Below are 15,258 nucleotides of genomic sequence, written 5' to 3'. Positions count from 1 at the left end.
TGACTTTAGTCAGCTCCTGGAGATTCACTCACTTGCCGCCTTGCTGCAGCTTAAAATATTTTGGTTAATTTATCTTTTAACCTGCAATTATAATGGCGCGAACCCGTACTTTTTGAACACAACCGCCGCTTCCGGCCCTTTCAGATAGTCATAAAACGCCTTCACACGGGCATTGTTATGGTCGGTGACGATCGCCAGCGGATACTCAACCGGTTTATGGCTCTCTTTCGGGAAGATGCCGACCACGGTGACTTTCTTACTGGCTATGGCGTCAGAGCCGTAAACAATTCCGTAAGGGGTTTCGTTACGCTCCACCAGCGCCAGCGCCGCACGCACGCTGTTACTGCGCGCCATCACCGGGGAAAGTTGCTCCCATGCGCCCAGGTTTTGCAACGCTTCTTTGGCATAAATTCCCGCAGGAACATGGTCCGGGTCCCCGACGGCCAGACGCTGACCTTTTAGCAGGCTTTTCCAGTCGGTTGTTTTACTGATGTTCACCGGCTGTGGCTGACTGGCCGTTGGGGCCACCAGCACCAGGTCGTTACCCAACAGGGTCACACGACTGCCATTATCGATCGTTTTCTTCTCGCTGGCATAGTCCATCCACTGCTGATCGGCAGAGATAAACAGATCGGCCGGCGCACCCTGCTCAATCTGGCGAGCCAGCGTTGATGAGGAGGCAAACGAAGAGACGATTTTCACGTCCTTGCCCTTCTCATACTCGCTGGCAATATCCTGCAGCGCATTGGTCAGTGAAGCTGCCGCAAATACAGTCACGTTTTCTGCCGCGATGGCATGGCCACCCACGCTCAGACTGACGGCGGCGGCGGCCAGCCAGTGATTCCATTTTACAGACATGTTTTCTCTCCAGTGGGTTCGTTATGTACTGAATAATATAACGATGCACTGGGATCTGTAACCGTAATTATCGGCATCTGAGGCGAGAAGTTTAGTGGGGCAGAAACGACAACGCCCGGCAGAGCCGGGCGCCGATCAGAAACAGGAGAGATTTACTGGGTAATCTGGTTTTTTTTCGCTGGCTGGTCTTTGCGGTGACCAATTTTGGAAATAACGTTGAATACTTCGCCCAGACCCCAAATCAGACCGAGGATAATCGCCATGACGATTGGCACCATGATAATGGCAACGGCAAGGCCTTTCAGTAACTCCAGCATGGAAACCTCATCTTACGGGACAAAAGAAGCATTGTAGCGGGCATGGTTAAGAAAGCACTGACCTTTTGTGCCTTCGTGCGCAATTTATTTGCCGCGCACTGATAGAATCAACCCAGACCCTTTATCTTGCCCCCTTCCGGAGTTCCTATGCAGGCCGATATTTCCCTGATCCTGAAACTGCAACAACGACTGTTTGCCGACCCACGCCGTATTGAACTGCTGCGCCAGGTGAAAGAGAGTGGCTCGATCAGCCAGGGTGCCAAACTTGCGGGCATCAGCTATAAAAGTGCCTGGGATGCGATTAACGAAATGAATCAGCTGGCCGACCGGACGCTGGTGGATCGCGCCACCGGAGGAAAAGGCGGCGGCGGTGCCGTGGTCACCGCCTACGGCGAGCGCCTGCTGCAACTGTATGCCCTGCTGGAGCAGATTCAGCAAAAAGCGTTTGATGTCTTGCAGGATGACGCACTGCCAGGCAGTCTGTTAGGTGCCATTGCGCGCTTTTCACTGCAAACCAGCGCACGCAATCAGCTTTTCGGCACGCTTATCGCCCGCGATGAGCGTCCGGTGCAGCAGCATATAAGAGTGCAACTGGCCGACGGGCAGACACAAATCCAGGTCGCCCTGACGGAAGTAAGTGCCAATCGTCTGCAACTGACCCACGGCAAAGAGGTGCTGGTGCTGATTAAAGCGCCGTGGATTGAGGTGACTCGCGCTCCCACCCAGGCGGATAATCAGCTGGCCGGAACCGTGAGTCAGATTGAGCAGGGGGAAACCCACAGCGAGGTGTTGATTGCCGTGGGAGGCGGTGAAATCCTGTGCGCGACCGTGGATAATCTGCATATTGTGCAGCAAAAAATCGAACCGGGCGCCACTGTGACCGCCAGTTTTAATGCCGACCGCGTCATCATCGCGACGTTACTGTGAATCGAAAAGGGAAACGAGAATGCCAGTATTGCAGATTCGCCAGGGTATCTTCCGTCTGAACGATACCCGGGTACTTAACCTCAACGACCTGACCCTGACGGCCGGTGAAAGCTGGGCGTTTGTCGGCGCTAACGGTAGCGGTAAGTCCTCACTGGCCCGCGCCCTCTCAGGTGAACTGCCGCCCTCGAAAGGCAGCGTGACCAGCCAGTTTCAACGCCCCACCCGTTTATCGCTGGAGCAGTTACAAAAACTGGTAGCCGATGAATGGCAGCGTAATAACACCGATTTGCTGAGTGCTGATGAAGACGATACCGGCCTCACTGCCAGTGAAATTATTCAGGAAGCGGTACGCGATAACGTTCGCTGCCAGCAACTGGCTGCTCAGTTTGGTATTGAGCACCTGCTGACACGCCGTTTTAAGTATCTCTCGACCGGGGAAACCCGCAAAACGCTGCTCTGTCAGGCATTGATGGCGCAGCCCGATCTGCTGATCCTCGATGAACCGTTTGACGGTTTAGATGTGGCGTCACGCGCCAACCTTGCCGATGTCCTCGGCAACCTGCAACAGCAGGGATTAACGGTGGTGCTGGTGCTTAACCGTTTTGATGATATTCCTGATTTCATCGATCGGGTGGGCGTGCTGGCTGAATGCACCCTGACCCACACCGGTGAACGGCAGGCGATCCTGGCGGAAGCGCTGGTGGCGCAGCTGGCGCACAGTGAACAGCTGGCGGGCATGACACTGCCGGAAGCCGATGATGCCAGCGCGATCCCATTACTGGCGGAGGACGCACCGCTGATTACGCTGCGCGATGGCGTGGTGTCTTACAACGACCGTCCCATCCTGCATTCTCTCAGCTGGCAGGTGGAACGTGGCCAGCACTGGCAGATCACCGGCCCTAACGGTGCCGGAAAATCGACACTGCTCAGCCTGGTGACAGGCGATCACCCGCAGGGCTACAGCAACGATCTGACGCTGTTTGGCCGCCGCCGTGGCAGCGGGGAAACTATCTGGGATATCAAACAGCATATTGGTTATGTCAGCAGCAGTCTGCATCTCGACTATCGTGTCAGCAGCAGCGTGCGCAATGTGGTGATTTCCGGCTACTTTGACTCCATCGGGATTTATCAGGCGGTGTCCGACCGTCAGCAGGCGCTGGCAAAACAGTGGCTGGCGCTGCTGGGCATGAGCGGAGCCGTGGCGGATTCCCCTTTCCACGATCTCTCCTGGGGTCAGCAACGGCTGGTATTGATCGCCCGGGCGCTGGTGAAACATCCGGCGCTGCTCATCCTCGATGAACCTCTGCAAGGCCTGGACCCGATAAATCGCCTGCTGGTGCGCCGCTTCGTTGATGTGCTGATTGGAGAAGGCCGTACCCAACTGCTGTTTGTCTCGCACCATGCGGAGGATGCTCCGCAGTGCATTACTCATCGTCTGAGCTTTGTCGCGGATGGCGAGGGATATCGTTACACGCAGGACGCGTTGTCACTCTGACCTTTCGGGTCGATCGGAAAAAACGATCGACCCCTGCAGCTCGTGGCAACCTGACCGTTGCTCTTTTGGTGTAACCGCTACCATTATTCACCCCACTCTGCCTGATAACTCTCCAAGCCCGCACTATTTTTATTGATACTTCGGATTTTTCAGCTTGTGTAAACGATTCCATTTATACAAACTCGATCACGCTTTCAGTGCGTAGATTGTGCTATTTTTCTTTGCAGTTCAGAAATGCATAAACCCGGTTATCAGGACACAACATGCAGAAATTTAATCCGGTCGATCACCCTCATCGACGTTATAACCCGCTGTCCGATCAGTGGATTCTGGTTTCCCCTCACCGTGCCAAACGACCATGGCAGGGTGCACAGGAAACACCGTCGCAGGAAAAACTGCCTGCACACGATCCCGATTGCTTCCTTTGCCCGGGAAATACCCGTGTGACCGGGGATAAAAATCCCGATTACACCAGCACGTACGTTTTCACTAACGACTTCGCTGCGTTGATGACCGACACCCCGGATGCGCCAGAGAGCGACGACATCCTGATGCGTTGCGAGAGCGCACGCGGCACCAGCCGGGTGATCTGCTTCTCTCCGGACCACAGCAAAACGCTGCCCGAACTGACGCTGGCAGGCCTGGTCGATGTCGTAAAAACCTGGCAGGAACAAACGGCGGATCTGGGCCAGCACTATCCCTGGGTACAGGTGTTCGAGAACAAAGGCGCCGCAATGGGCTGCTCTAACCCGCATCCGCATGGCCAGATCTGGGCCAACAGTTTTCTGCCGAATGAAGCGAAGCGTGAAGACGATCTGCAACGCGCGTATCTTGCGAAACATGCCTCCCCGATGCTGGTTGATTACACGGCTCGCGAGCTGAACGATGGCAGTCGTACCGTAGTGGAAACGGAGCACTGGCTGGCCGTGGTGCCGTGGTGGGCGGCATGGCCGTTTGAAACACTGCTGCTGCCGAAAGCCCACGTGAAGCGCCTGCCCGACTTGAGCGAGGCACAACGCAGCGATCTGGCGCTGGCGCTGAAAAAGCTCACCAGTCGCTATGACAATCTGTTCCAGTGCTCTTTCCCCTATTCCATGGGCTGGCATGGCGCGCCGTTTAATGACGATGCCAATGACCACTGGCAGCTACATGCACATTTCTATCCACCGCTGCTGCGTTCAGCCTCGGTGCGTAAATTTATGGTCGGCTATGAAATGCTGGCTGAAACCCAACGTGACTTAACGGCCGAGCAGGCAGCAGAACGTCTGCGCGCCGTCAGCGATATTCATTTCCGTGAGGCGGAATAATCATGAGCTTACAGACCGCTACCCAACAGATTTTCAGTACCGTGTTCGGCTACGCGCCAACCCATACCCTTCAGGCACCGGGCCGCGTCAACCTGATCGGTGAGCATACCGACTACAACGACGGTTTTGTGCTGCCCTGTGCCATTGACTACCAGACTGTTATCGCCTGTGCAAAACGCAGCGACCGTCAGGTGCGGGTGATTGCCGCCGACTATGACAATCAGCAGGACATTTTCTCGCTGGATGAAGCGATCGTCAGCCACCCGGATCAGATGTGGTCTAACTATGTACGCGGCGTGGTAAAACACCTGCTGAAGCGTGCACCCTATTTTGCCGGTGCCGATATGGTGATCAGCGGCAATGTGCCACAGGGTGCCGGATTAAGTTCCTCAGCCTCGCTGGAAGTGGCCGTCGGTACCGTGTTCCAGCATCTGTATGAACTGCCTCTGGACGGTGCCGCCATTGCGGTAAACGGACAGGAAGCTGAGAATCAGTTTGTCGGCTGTAACTGCGGCATTATGGATCAACTGATCTCGGCATTGGGTGAGAAAGATCACGCCATGCTGCTCGATTGCCGCACGCTGGGCACGCGCCCGGTGCCGATGCCATCCGATATCGCGGTGGTCATTATCAACTCCAACTTCCGCCGCAGCCTGGTAGGCAGTGAATACAATACGCGCCGCCAGCAGTGTGAAGCCGGAGCACAATTCTTCGGCGAAACCTCACTGCGTGATGTGGAACTGAGCCAGTTTACCGCGCAGCAGGATCAGCTTGATCCGCTGGTGGCCAAACGTGTTCGTCATGTTCTGACGGAAAACGCTCGTACCCTTGAAGCCGCCGATGTCCTGGCGCGCGGCGATCTGGCCCGCATGGGCGTGCTGATGGCCGAGTCGCACGCCTCAATGCGTGATGACTTCGAAATCACCGTACCGCCGATCGACCAGTTGGTTGAGATTGTCAAAGCCACGCTCGGCGATCGCGGCGGCGTGCGCATGACCGGCGGTGGTTTCGGGGGTTGCATCGTAGCGCTGATGCCGTTCGATCTGGTGGACGAGGTCAAAGCCGCCGTAGCAGAACAGTACGAAGTAAAATCTGGCATTAAAGAGACCTTCTACGTCTGCAAAGCCTCAGCAGGAGCCGGCGAATGCTAACCCCAAATTCTCACGCGCCCGATGGGCAACCGTGGCGCATCACTACCCTGCGCAATCGCAATGGGATGGTCGCGACATTTATGGACTGGGGTGCCACCTGGCTCTCTGCCCGGGTCCCGATGGGCGATGGTCACGTTCGTGAGGCGCTGCTCGGCTGCGCCACGCCGTCAGACTATCTGGCACAGAGCGCTTACTTAGGTGCGACCGTAGGCCGCTATGCCAACCGCATTGCCCACGCACAGTTGCAGCATGACGGCCAGCGCATCGCGCTCACAGCCAATCAGGGTGCGCATCAGTTGCACGGAGGCCCTGAGGGCTTCCACAACCGTCGCTGGCAGATTGTTGGTCAAAGCGACAGCGAAGTGGAATATCGCCTGGACTCTCCCGATGGCGATCAGGGATTCCCGGGCACGCTGCTGGTGACGCTGCGCTACCATCTGGATGATGACAACATGCTGTCGATTCATTATGACGCCACTGTGGATAAAGCCTGCCCGGTTAACCTGACGAATCATGCCTATTTCAATCTGGATGCGGAACACGGTGATGCACGTCAGCATCGCCTGTACCTGAATGCCGATCATTATCTGCCGGTGGATAGCGAAGGCATTCCCAATGCACCGCTGAAAGCCGTGGCAGGGACCAGTTTTGATTTCCGCCAGGCAAAATCGGTTGCACAGGATTTCCTCAGTGATGCCGATCAGCGTGCGGTAAAAGGCTACGATCACGCCTATTTGTTAAATGACAGCGCGACACAGCCCGCTGCCACGTTGTGGTCTGCCGATGGCAAACTGCAACTTAATGTCTTTACCAGCGCCCCGGCATTACAGCTTTATAGCGGGAATTATCTGGAAGGTACTCCGGCGCGCGAACAGGGCGTCTATACTGCTTTCCAGGGTATTGCGCTGGAGAGTGAGTTCTTACCCGACTCGCCTAATCATCCTGAGTGGCCTCAGCCCGACTGCTGGCTGCAACCAGGTGAATCGTATCAGTCAATAACGCGTTATCAACTGACTGCGGTTTGACAAAGCGCATGAAAATCGCGCATCGCGAGCGTTACGGACTTACGCGCTGCGCAGAATTCAGCTATGGTAATGCACATTAAAATTGCCGCGTTGTCGTCTCCGGCAGTTTACCGGTCACCATTATCATAGAAACGTAAAGTTATTAAGGAGTTAAGCTATGGCTGTAACTAAGCTGGTTCTGGTACGTCACGGCGAAAGCCAGTGGAACAATGAAAACCGTTTCACCGGTTGGTATGACGTTGATCTGTCAGACAAAGGCCGCACCGAAGCGAAAGCTGCTGGTCAGCTGCTGAAGAAAGAAGGCTTCACCTTCGATTTCGCTTACACTTCTGTGCTGAAACGTGCCATCCACACGCTGTGGAACATCCTGGATGAAGTGGACCAGGTGTGGCTGCCAGTGGAGAAATCCTGGCGCCTGAACGAGCGTCACTATGGTGCGCTGCAGGGTCTGGATAAAGCTGAAACCGCGAACAAGTACGGTGATGAGCAGGTTAAGCAATGGCGTCGTGGTTTTGCCGTGACCCCACCAGAACTGGATCGTGCGGATGAGCGTTTCCCAGGCCACGACCCACGTTATGCATCACTGACCGCTGAACAGCTGCCAACCACCGAGAGCCTGGCGCTGACCATCGATCGCGTGCTGCCTTACTGGAATGAATCTATTCTGCCACGCATGAAAAGCGGTGAGAAAGTGATTATCGCCGCCCACGGTAACTCCCTGCGTGCGCTGGTGAAATACCTGGACAACATGAGCGAAGAAGAGATCCTGGAACTGAATATCCCAACTGGCGTGCCATTGGTGTATGAGTTCGATGAAAACTTCAAACCTATTAAACATTACTACCTGGGTGATGCTGACGAGATTGCTGCGAAAGCCGCTGCCGTTGCTAACCAGGGTAAAGCGAAGTAATCCTTTAGCAATAGAGGATTCGCTGATATAAAAAACCCGCCAGACGGCGGGTTTTTTTATGTACGTTAACGGATTAACCGCGACGTGTTTTCACCGCATCCGCCAGTTGACGCAGCACGGTTTCAGTATCTTCCCAGCCAATACAGGCATCGGTGACACTTTTGCCATAGACCAGCGGCTCACCGCTCTCCAGGCTCTGATTTCCTTCAACCAGATGGCTTTCGATCATCACACCAATGATTGCGCGATCGCCGCCCGCGATCTGCTGTGCCACATCCGTTGACACCTCCAGCTGCTTTTTAAACTGCTTGCTGCTGTTGGCATGGCTGAAGTCGATCATTATCTGTGGATCCAGACCGGCTTTTTCCAGGCCGGATTTTACGGCGCTGACGTGGTGAGCACTGTAATTAGGCTCTTTGCCGCCACGCAGGATAATATGGCAGTCTTCGTTACCGGCGGTCTCAACAATCGCCGAATGCCCGTATTTGGTCACCGAAAGGAAGCAGTGAGGGGCGCTGGCTGCGCCGATGGCGTCAATGGCGACCTTGATGGTGCCGTCAGTACCATTTTTGAATCCTACCGGGCAGGAAAGGCCGGACGAGAGTTCACGGTGCACCTGAGACTCGGTAGTACGTGCGCCAATGGCGCCCCAGCTCATCAGGTCGGCGACATACTGCGGGGTGATCATATCGAGGAATTCCCCCGCCGCTGGCAGGCCGCTGTCGTTGATCTCCAGCAGCAGCTGACGTGCGATGCGCAGGCCATCGTTGATCTGGAAGCTGCCATCCATATGGGGATCGTTGATCAGCCCTTTCCAGCCCACCGTGGTGCGCGGTTTTTCAAAGTAGACGCGCATCACGACTTCCAGCGAGTCTTTCAGCTCTTCACGCAGCAATAGCAGGCGGGAGGCGTACTCTTTGGCCGCCGCCGTATCGTGAATCGAGCAGGGACCAATCACCACTAACAGACGGTCATCCTGTTTTTTCAGAATATGATGAATGGCCTGACGGGCCTGGGAAACGGTGCTGGCCGCTTTGTCCGTGGCAGGGAATTTTTCAAATAACGCAACCGGAGGTAAAAGTTCTTTTATCTCTTTGATTCTTAAGTCATCGTTCTGATAATTCATAATATTTCCATGTTATTTCATTGCCGTACTGCACACCAGGCGCATCGCCTCCAATCTATCGCGACTCCCCAGCCCTGTAAATCGCATTACATTGGTTAACCCACACTCAGATTTGATTTATCCCTGTCGTGAACTACACTTTTACTCGTTAACTCTTGCATTAAACGCATTTGTACCACTTACGATTTCACCCTGACCTTTTTACAGGATTTTATTCTGAAGATAATGAAATCGCGTAACTCATCGAATCGAGTTAATGAGTCAGGCAACATTCAATAATTAACGGAGCATAATGATGAATAAGTTTGCAATCGTATTTCTGACAGCAGCAATGACCCTGGGCAGCGGTGCGGCAATGGCTGCCGATAATAACGGTTCAGCGAATGCAGCCGCAGATGCCGGTGCAGTGGCCCCAGGTTCTAATGAAAAAATTGCCCCAAATAACGTTGATAACAGTAAAATTAACACTGACGGTACGGGTACGCACAAAGATATGAAGCACCATAAAGGCATGAGTGCGGATGAAGTGAATAAAAATACCCAATGTAAAGATGGCAAATGCCCCGACATCAACAAAAAAGTCGGTAATGAAGCTGATACCAAAACCGATGGTACCAGTCAGTAATCTGTTATAACGTCAGATTCATTAAAGGAGAGCGGGTGCTCTCCTTTTTTCTTTCTCGTTTTCTTCGGCCATCCCATCAGCTATCCTGAATCCCCTGTTTCACTTCGGACTTTTTCATGGCCACGTTGCTGCTGATTGACGATCACCCGCTGGTGCAGGTTGCACTGGAAGCCGCTCTGGTTCATGCGCCATTCCCTCTGACTTTATTGTCTGCTGAAAATCAGCAGGATGCACTGGCGTTACTCGACAGTCAGCGTGTCAGCCTGGTGATACTCGATATTGGTCTGCCTGACAGCGACGGTCTGCAACTGCTTAAACGTATCAAACGGCTTGCCCCCTCACTGCCCGTGGTGATCTACTCAGCGCAGGAAGAGCGTGTCTGGCCGCGTCTGGCAGAAGCGGCTGGGGCATCGGGTTTTGTGGCAAAACGCCAGCCTTTAAGCCAGCTGTTATCGGCCGTACTCGCCGTGCTGGGGGGACAACGGGCTTTCCCTGCCCAGCAGCAGGATGAAACGCTGCATGAACAGCTCACCGCTAAAGAGTTGCAGATCCTTGCTCTGCTGGCACGGGGTAAGTCCAATCTGCAAATTGCCGAACAGTTGCATATCAGCAATAAAACGGTCAGCACGCATAAAAAGAATATTATGGATAAAACCGGGGCACAGTCGGTGGTTGAACTGGCACAGCTGTGGCAGTCGCGCCAGTGATAGCCAGACCACTGTTGCTTATCCTGCTGCTGTTCGTCAGTAGCGTCAGCGCCAGTCTGCGGCCCATCAGCAGTATTGCCCTGCCACAGGAGATGATGCCGCTGGCCTCGCCTGCGTCAGAATCGTTAAAAAACCTGCGCATTGGTGTGCTGGTTGGCGGCAGTTCTCCGTGGAATATGGTGGTGGGCAACGATCTTTACGGCATTAATGCAGACTATCTGGTGGCGTTACAGCAAACCAGTGGCCTGAGTATGAGCGTACAGGGCTTTAATCGCCTGCCCGATATGCTGGAAGCCTTACAGCAGAGGAAAGTGGACGTGCTGTTCGGCGTGCCTCAGCACCCTTTGCCCCCCGGCATCAGCGCCACACAGCCCTGGTTTAGCAGCCCACTGCGCATCTATCGTAATCGCAACAATCTGCGTCCGGTGATGTTTAATTCCAGCGAAGCACGCATCAGCGTCAGCCGTGATACGTTGGCACGCGTCAATCCCGCCTTTGTCCAACAGCATCGCTGGCAGATCGTTGACAGCGATGTTCAGGCACTCTCAGGTCTGTTGAATCAGCACAGTGACTATGTGGTCGCGGATGAAACCAGCGCAGGTTTCCTGCTTGGTCAGTTACAGCAGGGTGAAATTTACCAACTGGCCTCGCCCCTTGATCCGGGTATGTTGCAAATCAGAGCAGTAACCCGGAGTCCGGCACTGACGCAGCAGTTGGACGATGCCATTCGTCAGCTCCCTATGGAGGTAGTCAACGGCATCCAGGCACGCTGGAGTAGCACACTGCCGCGCTATCAGGACAGTAATACCGCCCGGCTCACTCCGATGGAACGCAGCTGGATCGCCGAACATCCGATGATTATTTACGCCGCCGTCAGTGATGATTATCCGTGGAGCTACCGCAATGCCAGCGGTCAGCCCGCCGGTTACAGTGTGGATCTGCTCAACAGCATTGGCCAGCTCACCGGATTGCGCTTCCAGCCTTACTGGGTCAGCAATGCTCAGCAGGCGGGTACGCTGGTGACGCAGGGTCGTGCCCTGATCCAATTGACGTTACCCCTGACCGGCAATGACGCCATGCTGAATAATACGCAGCCCGTCTGGCGAGCGCTATGGGGCGTTTACGTTCGCCCATCGGAACAGAGCATCAGTAGTTGGGCAGACCTTAATGGCAAGCGCATCGGGGTAAAGCGTGGCGATATTGCTTCCCGCCTGTTGCCTGCGGGCACCGAGCCTCAGGTGTTCGATGACACAACCCGCCTGTATGACGCGCTGGCCAGCGGTCAGATTGATGCACTGGTGGACAATGTGCTGTCGGCTCGCTGGCGTATCCAAAGCCGTTATGTCAATACGCTGCAACTGGCGTTTACTGCCAGTGATACTGCCTGGCCCATTACCCTGGGCATTGCCCCTGACCAGCCGCTACTGCGGGCATTACTGAACAATAGCCTGCAACAGATTCCGGCGGAAAGCTGGCAGCGGCTGCGGGAAAACTGGGGCAGCACACCGGAAAGTGTTGATGACGGTCATCAGGGAGCCATGCGACCCATATCGCTGTTCGTGCTGGTGGCGGCGCTGTTTGCCATTGTCTTCCTGCTGATCCTGCTGCTGAGACGCTATCTTGACCAGCGTCGTGAACGTCAGCAGCGGCAACGGCTGGAGCAGGAGCGTGAAGTGGCTCTTCGGGAAAACCGCATGAAAAGCCAGTTCCTGGCCACTGTCAGCCACGAGCTGCGCACGCCAATGCAGGCAGTGCTGGGACTGCTTGAACTGGAGCTGGTACAACAACCCCAGCGCCATAATTTATCGTTGATCTACAGCAGCGCTGCCAGCCTGCTGACGCTGCTCAATGATCTCCAGGATCATGCCAGAGTAGAGAGCAACAGCTTCAACCTGGTGCCGCGCCCGCTGGAACCGGAAAGCTGGCTGAAGCATCTGGCCGTTTTTTATCCCCCTCTTATTCGCCGTAATGGACCGCAGCTGAACGTCAGTGCATTGACGACCCTGCCCGACTGGGTGCTGATTGATGGTGAGCGTCTGCAACAGATCGCCAATAATCTGATGGGGAATGCCATTAAGTTTACCCCGCAAGGCAAGATCCATCTGACGCTGGCCGCGCTGGAGGATCCGCCCCGCCTCTGTCTGCGGGTCACTGATACCGGCAGCGGCATTCCTCTGGCTGAACAGCAACGGCTGTTTGAACCCTGGTATCAGACGCCTTCCGGCCGTCAACTGTCAGTGCAGGGCAGCGGGCTGGGGCTCTCTATCTGCCGTGAAATTGTGAGTCGCATGGGCGGGACCATTGACCTGCAATCGGCACCTGGCGAAGGCACCTGTGTCAGCGTCACGCTGCCGTGGCAGGTGATCAATCCACCGCAGCCTGTGGCGTCACAGGCGGGTCCTGTTGCGGCGATGGCCCACCATTTACGCGCGGCAATTATCGATGACCATCCCACTAACCTACTGGTGATGCAGCAGCAGCTGGCACACTGTGGCATTCAGGCTGACACCTTCGGCAATGGACGCGCACTGCTGGATGCCGCAAAACAGGCGCAATGGGATTTGCTGTTTATCGACTTCAGCATGCCTCATCCGGATGGCCTGACGCTGGCAAAAATCCTGCGCCGCCGCGAACGCCATCAGCCGCACCGTACGCGCATTGTGCTCTGTTCGGCTGATGCGCATATTCTTAACCATCCGCAGGCACAGCAGGTTGCCGATCATCTGCTGCTCAAGCCCGTGTCTCTTGCGGATATCGCTACGCTGTTGCAGGCCGATGCACCGGACCTGTTTGCGGATATCACCCAACGTCTGAACCAGCTTGCCCACAATGACGTGCACTATTTTCAGCGCCTCTGCCAGACACTGAGTGAGACATTAGCGCGCGATGTCGAGGCGATGAATCAAGCCATTGCCGCTGAGGCCTGGCCTGCACTTGAGAGCGCTGCTCACCGGATGAAGGGAAGTTGGCTGCTGCTGGGTTATAGCGAAGGGGAACGACTTTGCCAGCAGATCATTCAGTCGGCAAAAAACCATCAGCCCCCTAAATCTGCGCTAACTTTATTGATATCATTAAGCGATAAGTTATTAACTCAACTGGAATCTTATGGCTCACAACCACGGTGAAACCGACACCAACCGATCCCGTCTGCTGGCCGCTTTCGCCGTCACCGCCATTTTTATGGTGGCGGAAGTCGCGGGTGGACTGATCTCAGGCTCGCTGGCGCTGCTGGCCGATGCCGGGCACATGCTCACCGATGCCGCTGCACTGCTATTGGCGCTGCTCGCTACCCAGTTTTCCCGGCGCAAACCGACGGCACAGCACTCATTTGGTCTGTTGCGTTTAACCACGCTTGCCGCCTTTGTGAATGCGATCGCCCTGCTGGTCATTACTGCCCTGATTGTCTGGGAAGCGCTGGTGCGTTTCCGGCAACCGCAGCCGATTGCAGGAGGTATGATGCTGATCATTGCTATCGGCGGGCTGCTGGCGAACCTGCTGTCGCTCTGGCTGCTGCGCAGCGGCAGTGAAGAGAAGAACCTGAATGTGCGGGCCGCAGCACTGCATGTCCTTGGCGATCTGCTTGGCTCAGTCGGTGCCATTGTTGCTGCACTGATCATCATGCTCACCGGCTGGACGCCCATCGACCCTATTTTATCGATTCTGGTGTCGTTACTGGTGCTGCGCAGTGGCTGGGCGTTGATGAAAGAGAGCGGTCGCGAATTGCTGGAAGGTGCACCACGGGATATTGACGTGGATAAGCTGCAACGCGCCCTGGTCCGCAGCATTCCTGAAGTCCGTCACGTGCACCATGTGCATTTATGGCAGGTGGGGGAGAAACCGGTGATTATGCTGCATGTCCAGGTGATTCCCCCGCGGGATCATGATGCTCTGCTGCACTGCATTCAGGATTATCTGCGTCAGCACTATCATATTGCGCATGCAACGGTACAGATGGAGTATCAGCGCTGTGAAGATGACGACTGTGGCCTGCACGGGGTTCAGGAGAACCACAGCACACATCACCATCATTGAGATGCCTGGAATGAGGGTATCCGTGGCTCAGGGCAGACCAAAACAGACGGTCTGCCCTGAGCCAGGCATCAGCGTTGACGGGCGCTTTTCACCCACAGCCACGAACCGTTGAGGGCGATTAATGTCAGCACGGCATATTCCAGCGCCATCGCATAAACCCCCTGGCGGGCGAAAATTATCACGCTGATCACGTTGATAATCACCCAAAGCAGCCAGTTTTCGACATATTTACGCGTCATCAATACCATCGCCACAATCGACAGCACCATCATGCAGGAGTCCCAGAAGGGGAACGCATCGGGCTGTAGCTGCGGCATGACCACGTTCATGCCCAGCCCCTGCATCAGCGATACGGCGGTGTGGGTCAGGAAAGCAAATACCGGGTCGATATAGCGCGTCATCAGAGCAATCGCCACGACAATTGCCGCGCCCCAGCCGAGCAGTTTAGGCATCGGTAGCCAGCGTATTTTCAGCGCCTGCTGATTATCACTGGTTTGCCGGCTCCAGGCGTACCATCCGTAAATATTGGCAACAAAGAAAAACAGTTGCAGCAGCAGGCTGGCATAAAGCTGGATCTGAAAGAAGATCACTGCAAACAACGTGACGTTAATCAGACCAAAGGCGTAGTTAACGATTTTTTCCAGGCTGGCCAGCCAGATACACAGCAAACCGGCAATGGTACCGATCGCTTCAATCCACGACAGATCGTAGCCACCCTGCCCGAGAGGAATATGAACCAGAATATTTGAGGTACTGAAAAAATCCATATTGCGACATC

Annotated in this window: 14 protein-coding genes; 10 read left to right on the top strand and 4 right to left on the bottom strand. The window is 55.1% G+C overall.

Going from position 1 to position 15,258, the window contains the following annotated elements; all coding sequences use genetic code 11:
* Nucleotides 1-87: 87 nt before the first annotated feature.
* On the bottom strand, nucleotides 88-858 hold the full coding sequence (gene modA / locus LJN55_RS06610) for a molybdate ABC transporter substrate-binding protein (RefSeq protein WP_227535886.1): 771 nt from the start codon (nucleotides 856-858) through the stop codon (nucleotides 88-90).
* Nucleotides 859-1,010: 152 nt separating this feature from the next.
* Complete coding sequence (locus tag LJN55_RS06605; protein WP_133841203.1) at nucleotides 1,011-1,175, bottom strand: AcrZ family multidrug efflux pump-associated protein; 165 nt, start codon at nucleotides 1,173-1,175, stop codon at nucleotides 1,011-1,013.
* Between the two features lie 147 nt (nucleotides 1,176-1,322).
* Between LJN55_RS06605 and modE the strand changes: the two genes are divergently transcribed.
* From modE to gpmA, 6 genes are all read left to right on the top strand, one after another.
* Nucleotides 1,323-2,102 (top strand): molybdenum-dependent transcriptional regulator, encoded by a 780-nt coding sequence (gene modE, locus LJN55_RS06600; protein WP_133841204.1) that lies wholly within the window; start codon nucleotides 1,323-1,325, stop codon nucleotides 2,100-2,102.
* 19 nt (nucleotides 2,103-2,121) lie between these two features.
* Entirely contained in the window at nucleotides 2,122-3,597 is a 1,476-nt protein-coding gene (modF, locus tag LJN55_RS06595) for a molybdate ABC transporter ATP-binding protein ModF (protein ID WP_133841205.1), read from the top strand.
* Nucleotides 3,598-3,860: 263 nt separating this feature from the next.
* A complete protein-coding gene (gene galT / locus LJN55_RS06590) occupies nucleotides 3,861-4,904 on the top strand; it encodes a galactose-1-phosphate uridylyltransferase (RefSeq protein ID WP_133841206.1) in 1,044 nt (347 codons plus the stop codon).
* The gene (gene galK / locus LJN55_RS06585; RefSeq protein WP_456076155.1) at nucleotides 4,904-6,055 is read left to right on the top strand and encodes a galactokinase; all 1,152 of its coding nucleotides are present in this window, start codon (nucleotides 4,904-4,906) and stop codon (nucleotides 6,053-6,055) included. The genes galT and galK overlap by 1 nt, the downstream gene beginning before the upstream one ends.
* On the top strand, nucleotides 6,049-7,080 hold the full coding sequence (gene galM / locus LJN55_RS06580; protein WP_133841208.1) for a galactose-1-epimerase: 1,032 nt from the start codon (nucleotides 6,049-6,051) through the stop codon (nucleotides 7,078-7,080). Before galK ends, galM begins: the two co-directional genes overlap by 7 nt.
* Before the next feature lie 157 nt (nucleotides 7,081-7,237).
* On the top strand, nucleotides 7,238-7,990 hold the full coding sequence (gpmA, locus tag LJN55_RS06575) for a 2,3-diphosphoglycerate-dependent phosphoglycerate mutase (RefSeq protein WP_012441996.1): 753 nt from the start codon (nucleotides 7,238-7,240) through the stop codon (nucleotides 7,988-7,990).
* A gap of 73 nt (nucleotides 7,991-8,063) precedes the next feature.
* Here the strand turns inward: gpmA and aroG are convergent, their stop codons facing one another.
* Nucleotides 8,064-9,116 carry a 3-deoxy-7-phosphoheptulonate synthase AroG gene (gene aroG, locus LJN55_RS06570; RefSeq protein ID WP_133841209.1) on the bottom strand — a complete coding sequence of 351 codons (1,053 nt, stop codon included), beginning with the start codon at nucleotides 9,114-9,116 and terminating at the stop codon, nucleotides 8,064-8,066.
* A gap of 292 nt (nucleotides 9,117-9,408) precedes the next feature.
* On the opposite strand from aroG, the gene LJN55_RS06565 reads away from it, so the two are divergent.
* From LJN55_RS06565 to zitB, 4 genes are all read left to right on the top strand, one after another.
* Entirely contained in the window at nucleotides 9,409-9,741 is a 333-nt protein-coding gene (locus tag LJN55_RS06565; RefSeq protein WP_133841210.1) for a YbgS-like family protein, read from the top strand.
* A gap of 116 nt (nucleotides 9,742-9,857) precedes the next feature.
* Nucleotides 9,858-10,448 carry a response regulator transcription factor gene (locus LJN55_RS06560; protein WP_227535884.1) on the top strand — a complete coding sequence of 197 codons (591 nt, stop codon included), beginning with the start codon at nucleotides 9,858-9,860 and terminating at the stop codon, nucleotides 10,446-10,448.
* Entirely contained in the window at nucleotides 10,430-13,573 is a 3,144-nt protein-coding gene (locus tag LJN55_RS06555) for an ATP-binding protein (RefSeq protein ID WP_227535883.1), read from the top strand. Before LJN55_RS06560 ends, LJN55_RS06555 begins: the two co-directional genes overlap by 19 nt.
* Nucleotides 13,554-14,480 carry a CDF family zinc transporter ZitB gene (zitB, locus tag LJN55_RS06550; RefSeq protein WP_227535882.1) on the top strand — a complete coding sequence of 309 codons (927 nt, stop codon included), beginning with the start codon at nucleotides 13,554-13,556 and terminating at the stop codon, nucleotides 14,478-14,480. The genes LJN55_RS06555 and zitB overlap by 20 nt, the downstream gene beginning before the upstream one ends.
* Nucleotides 14,481-14,548: 68 nt before the next feature.
* On the opposite strand, the gene pnuC is transcribed toward zitB, so the two are convergent.
* The gene (pnuC, locus tag LJN55_RS06545) at nucleotides 14,549-15,247 is read right to left on the bottom strand and encodes a nicotinamide riboside transporter PnuC (RefSeq protein WP_227535881.1); all 699 of its coding nucleotides are present in this window, start codon (nucleotides 15,245-15,247) and stop codon (nucleotides 14,549-14,551) included.
* Between the last annotated feature and the right edge of the window lie 11 nt (nucleotides 15,248-15,258).

Origin of the sequence: Erwinia rhapontici, from assembly GCF_020683125.1 — a bacterium.
GTDB classification, from domain to species: Bacteria; Pseudomonadota; Gammaproteobacteria; order Enterobacterales; family Enterobacteriaceae; genus Erwinia; species Erwinia rhapontici.
Note: the sequence above shows the minus strand (reverse complement) of the source record. Positions and strands in the feature narration are given on the sequence as shown.

Bases quoted from the DNA above. Each gene is read 5' to 3' on its own strand.
- modA (WP_227535886.1), bottom strand. From the start codon at position 858: ATGTCTGTAAAATGGAATCACTGGCTGGCCGCCGCCGCCGTCAGTCTG.
- LJN55_RS06605 (WP_133841203.1), bottom strand. From the start codon at position 1,175: ATGCTGGAGTTACTGAAAGGCCTTGCCGTTGCCATTATCATGGTGCCA.
- modE (WP_133841204.1), top strand. From the start codon at position 1,323: ATGCAGGCCGATATTTCCCTGATCCTGAAACTGCAACAACGACTGTTT.
- modF (WP_133841205.1), top strand. From the start codon at position 2,122: ATGCCAGTATTGCAGATTCGCCAGGGTATCTTCCGTCTGAACGATACC.
- galT (WP_133841206.1), top strand. From the start codon at position 3,861: ATGCAGAAATTTAATCCGGTCGATCACCCTCATCGACGTTATAACCCG.
- galM (WP_133841208.1), top strand. From the start codon at position 6,049: ATGCTAACCCCAAATTCTCACGCGCCCGATGGGCAACCGTGGCGCATC.
- gpmA (WP_012441996.1), top strand. From the start codon at position 7,238: ATGGCTGTAACTAAGCTGGTTCTGGTACGTCACGGCGAAAGCCAGTGG.
- aroG (WP_133841209.1), bottom strand. From the start codon at position 9,116: ATGAATTATCAGAACGATGACTTAAGAATCAAAGAGATAAAAGAACTT.
- LJN55_RS06565 (WP_133841210.1), top strand. From the start codon at position 9,409: ATGATGAATAAGTTTGCAATCGTATTTCTGACAGCAGCAATGACCCTG.
- LJN55_RS06560 (WP_227535884.1), top strand. From the start codon at position 9,858: ATGGCCACGTTGCTGCTGATTGACGATCACCCGCTGGTGCAGGTTGCA.
- zitB (WP_227535882.1), top strand. From the start codon at position 13,554: ATGGCTCACAACCACGGTGAAACCGACACCAACCGATCCCGTCTGCTG.
- pnuC (WP_227535881.1), bottom strand. From the start codon at position 15,247: ATGGATTTTTTCAGTACCTCAAATATTCTGGTTCATATTCCTCTCGGG.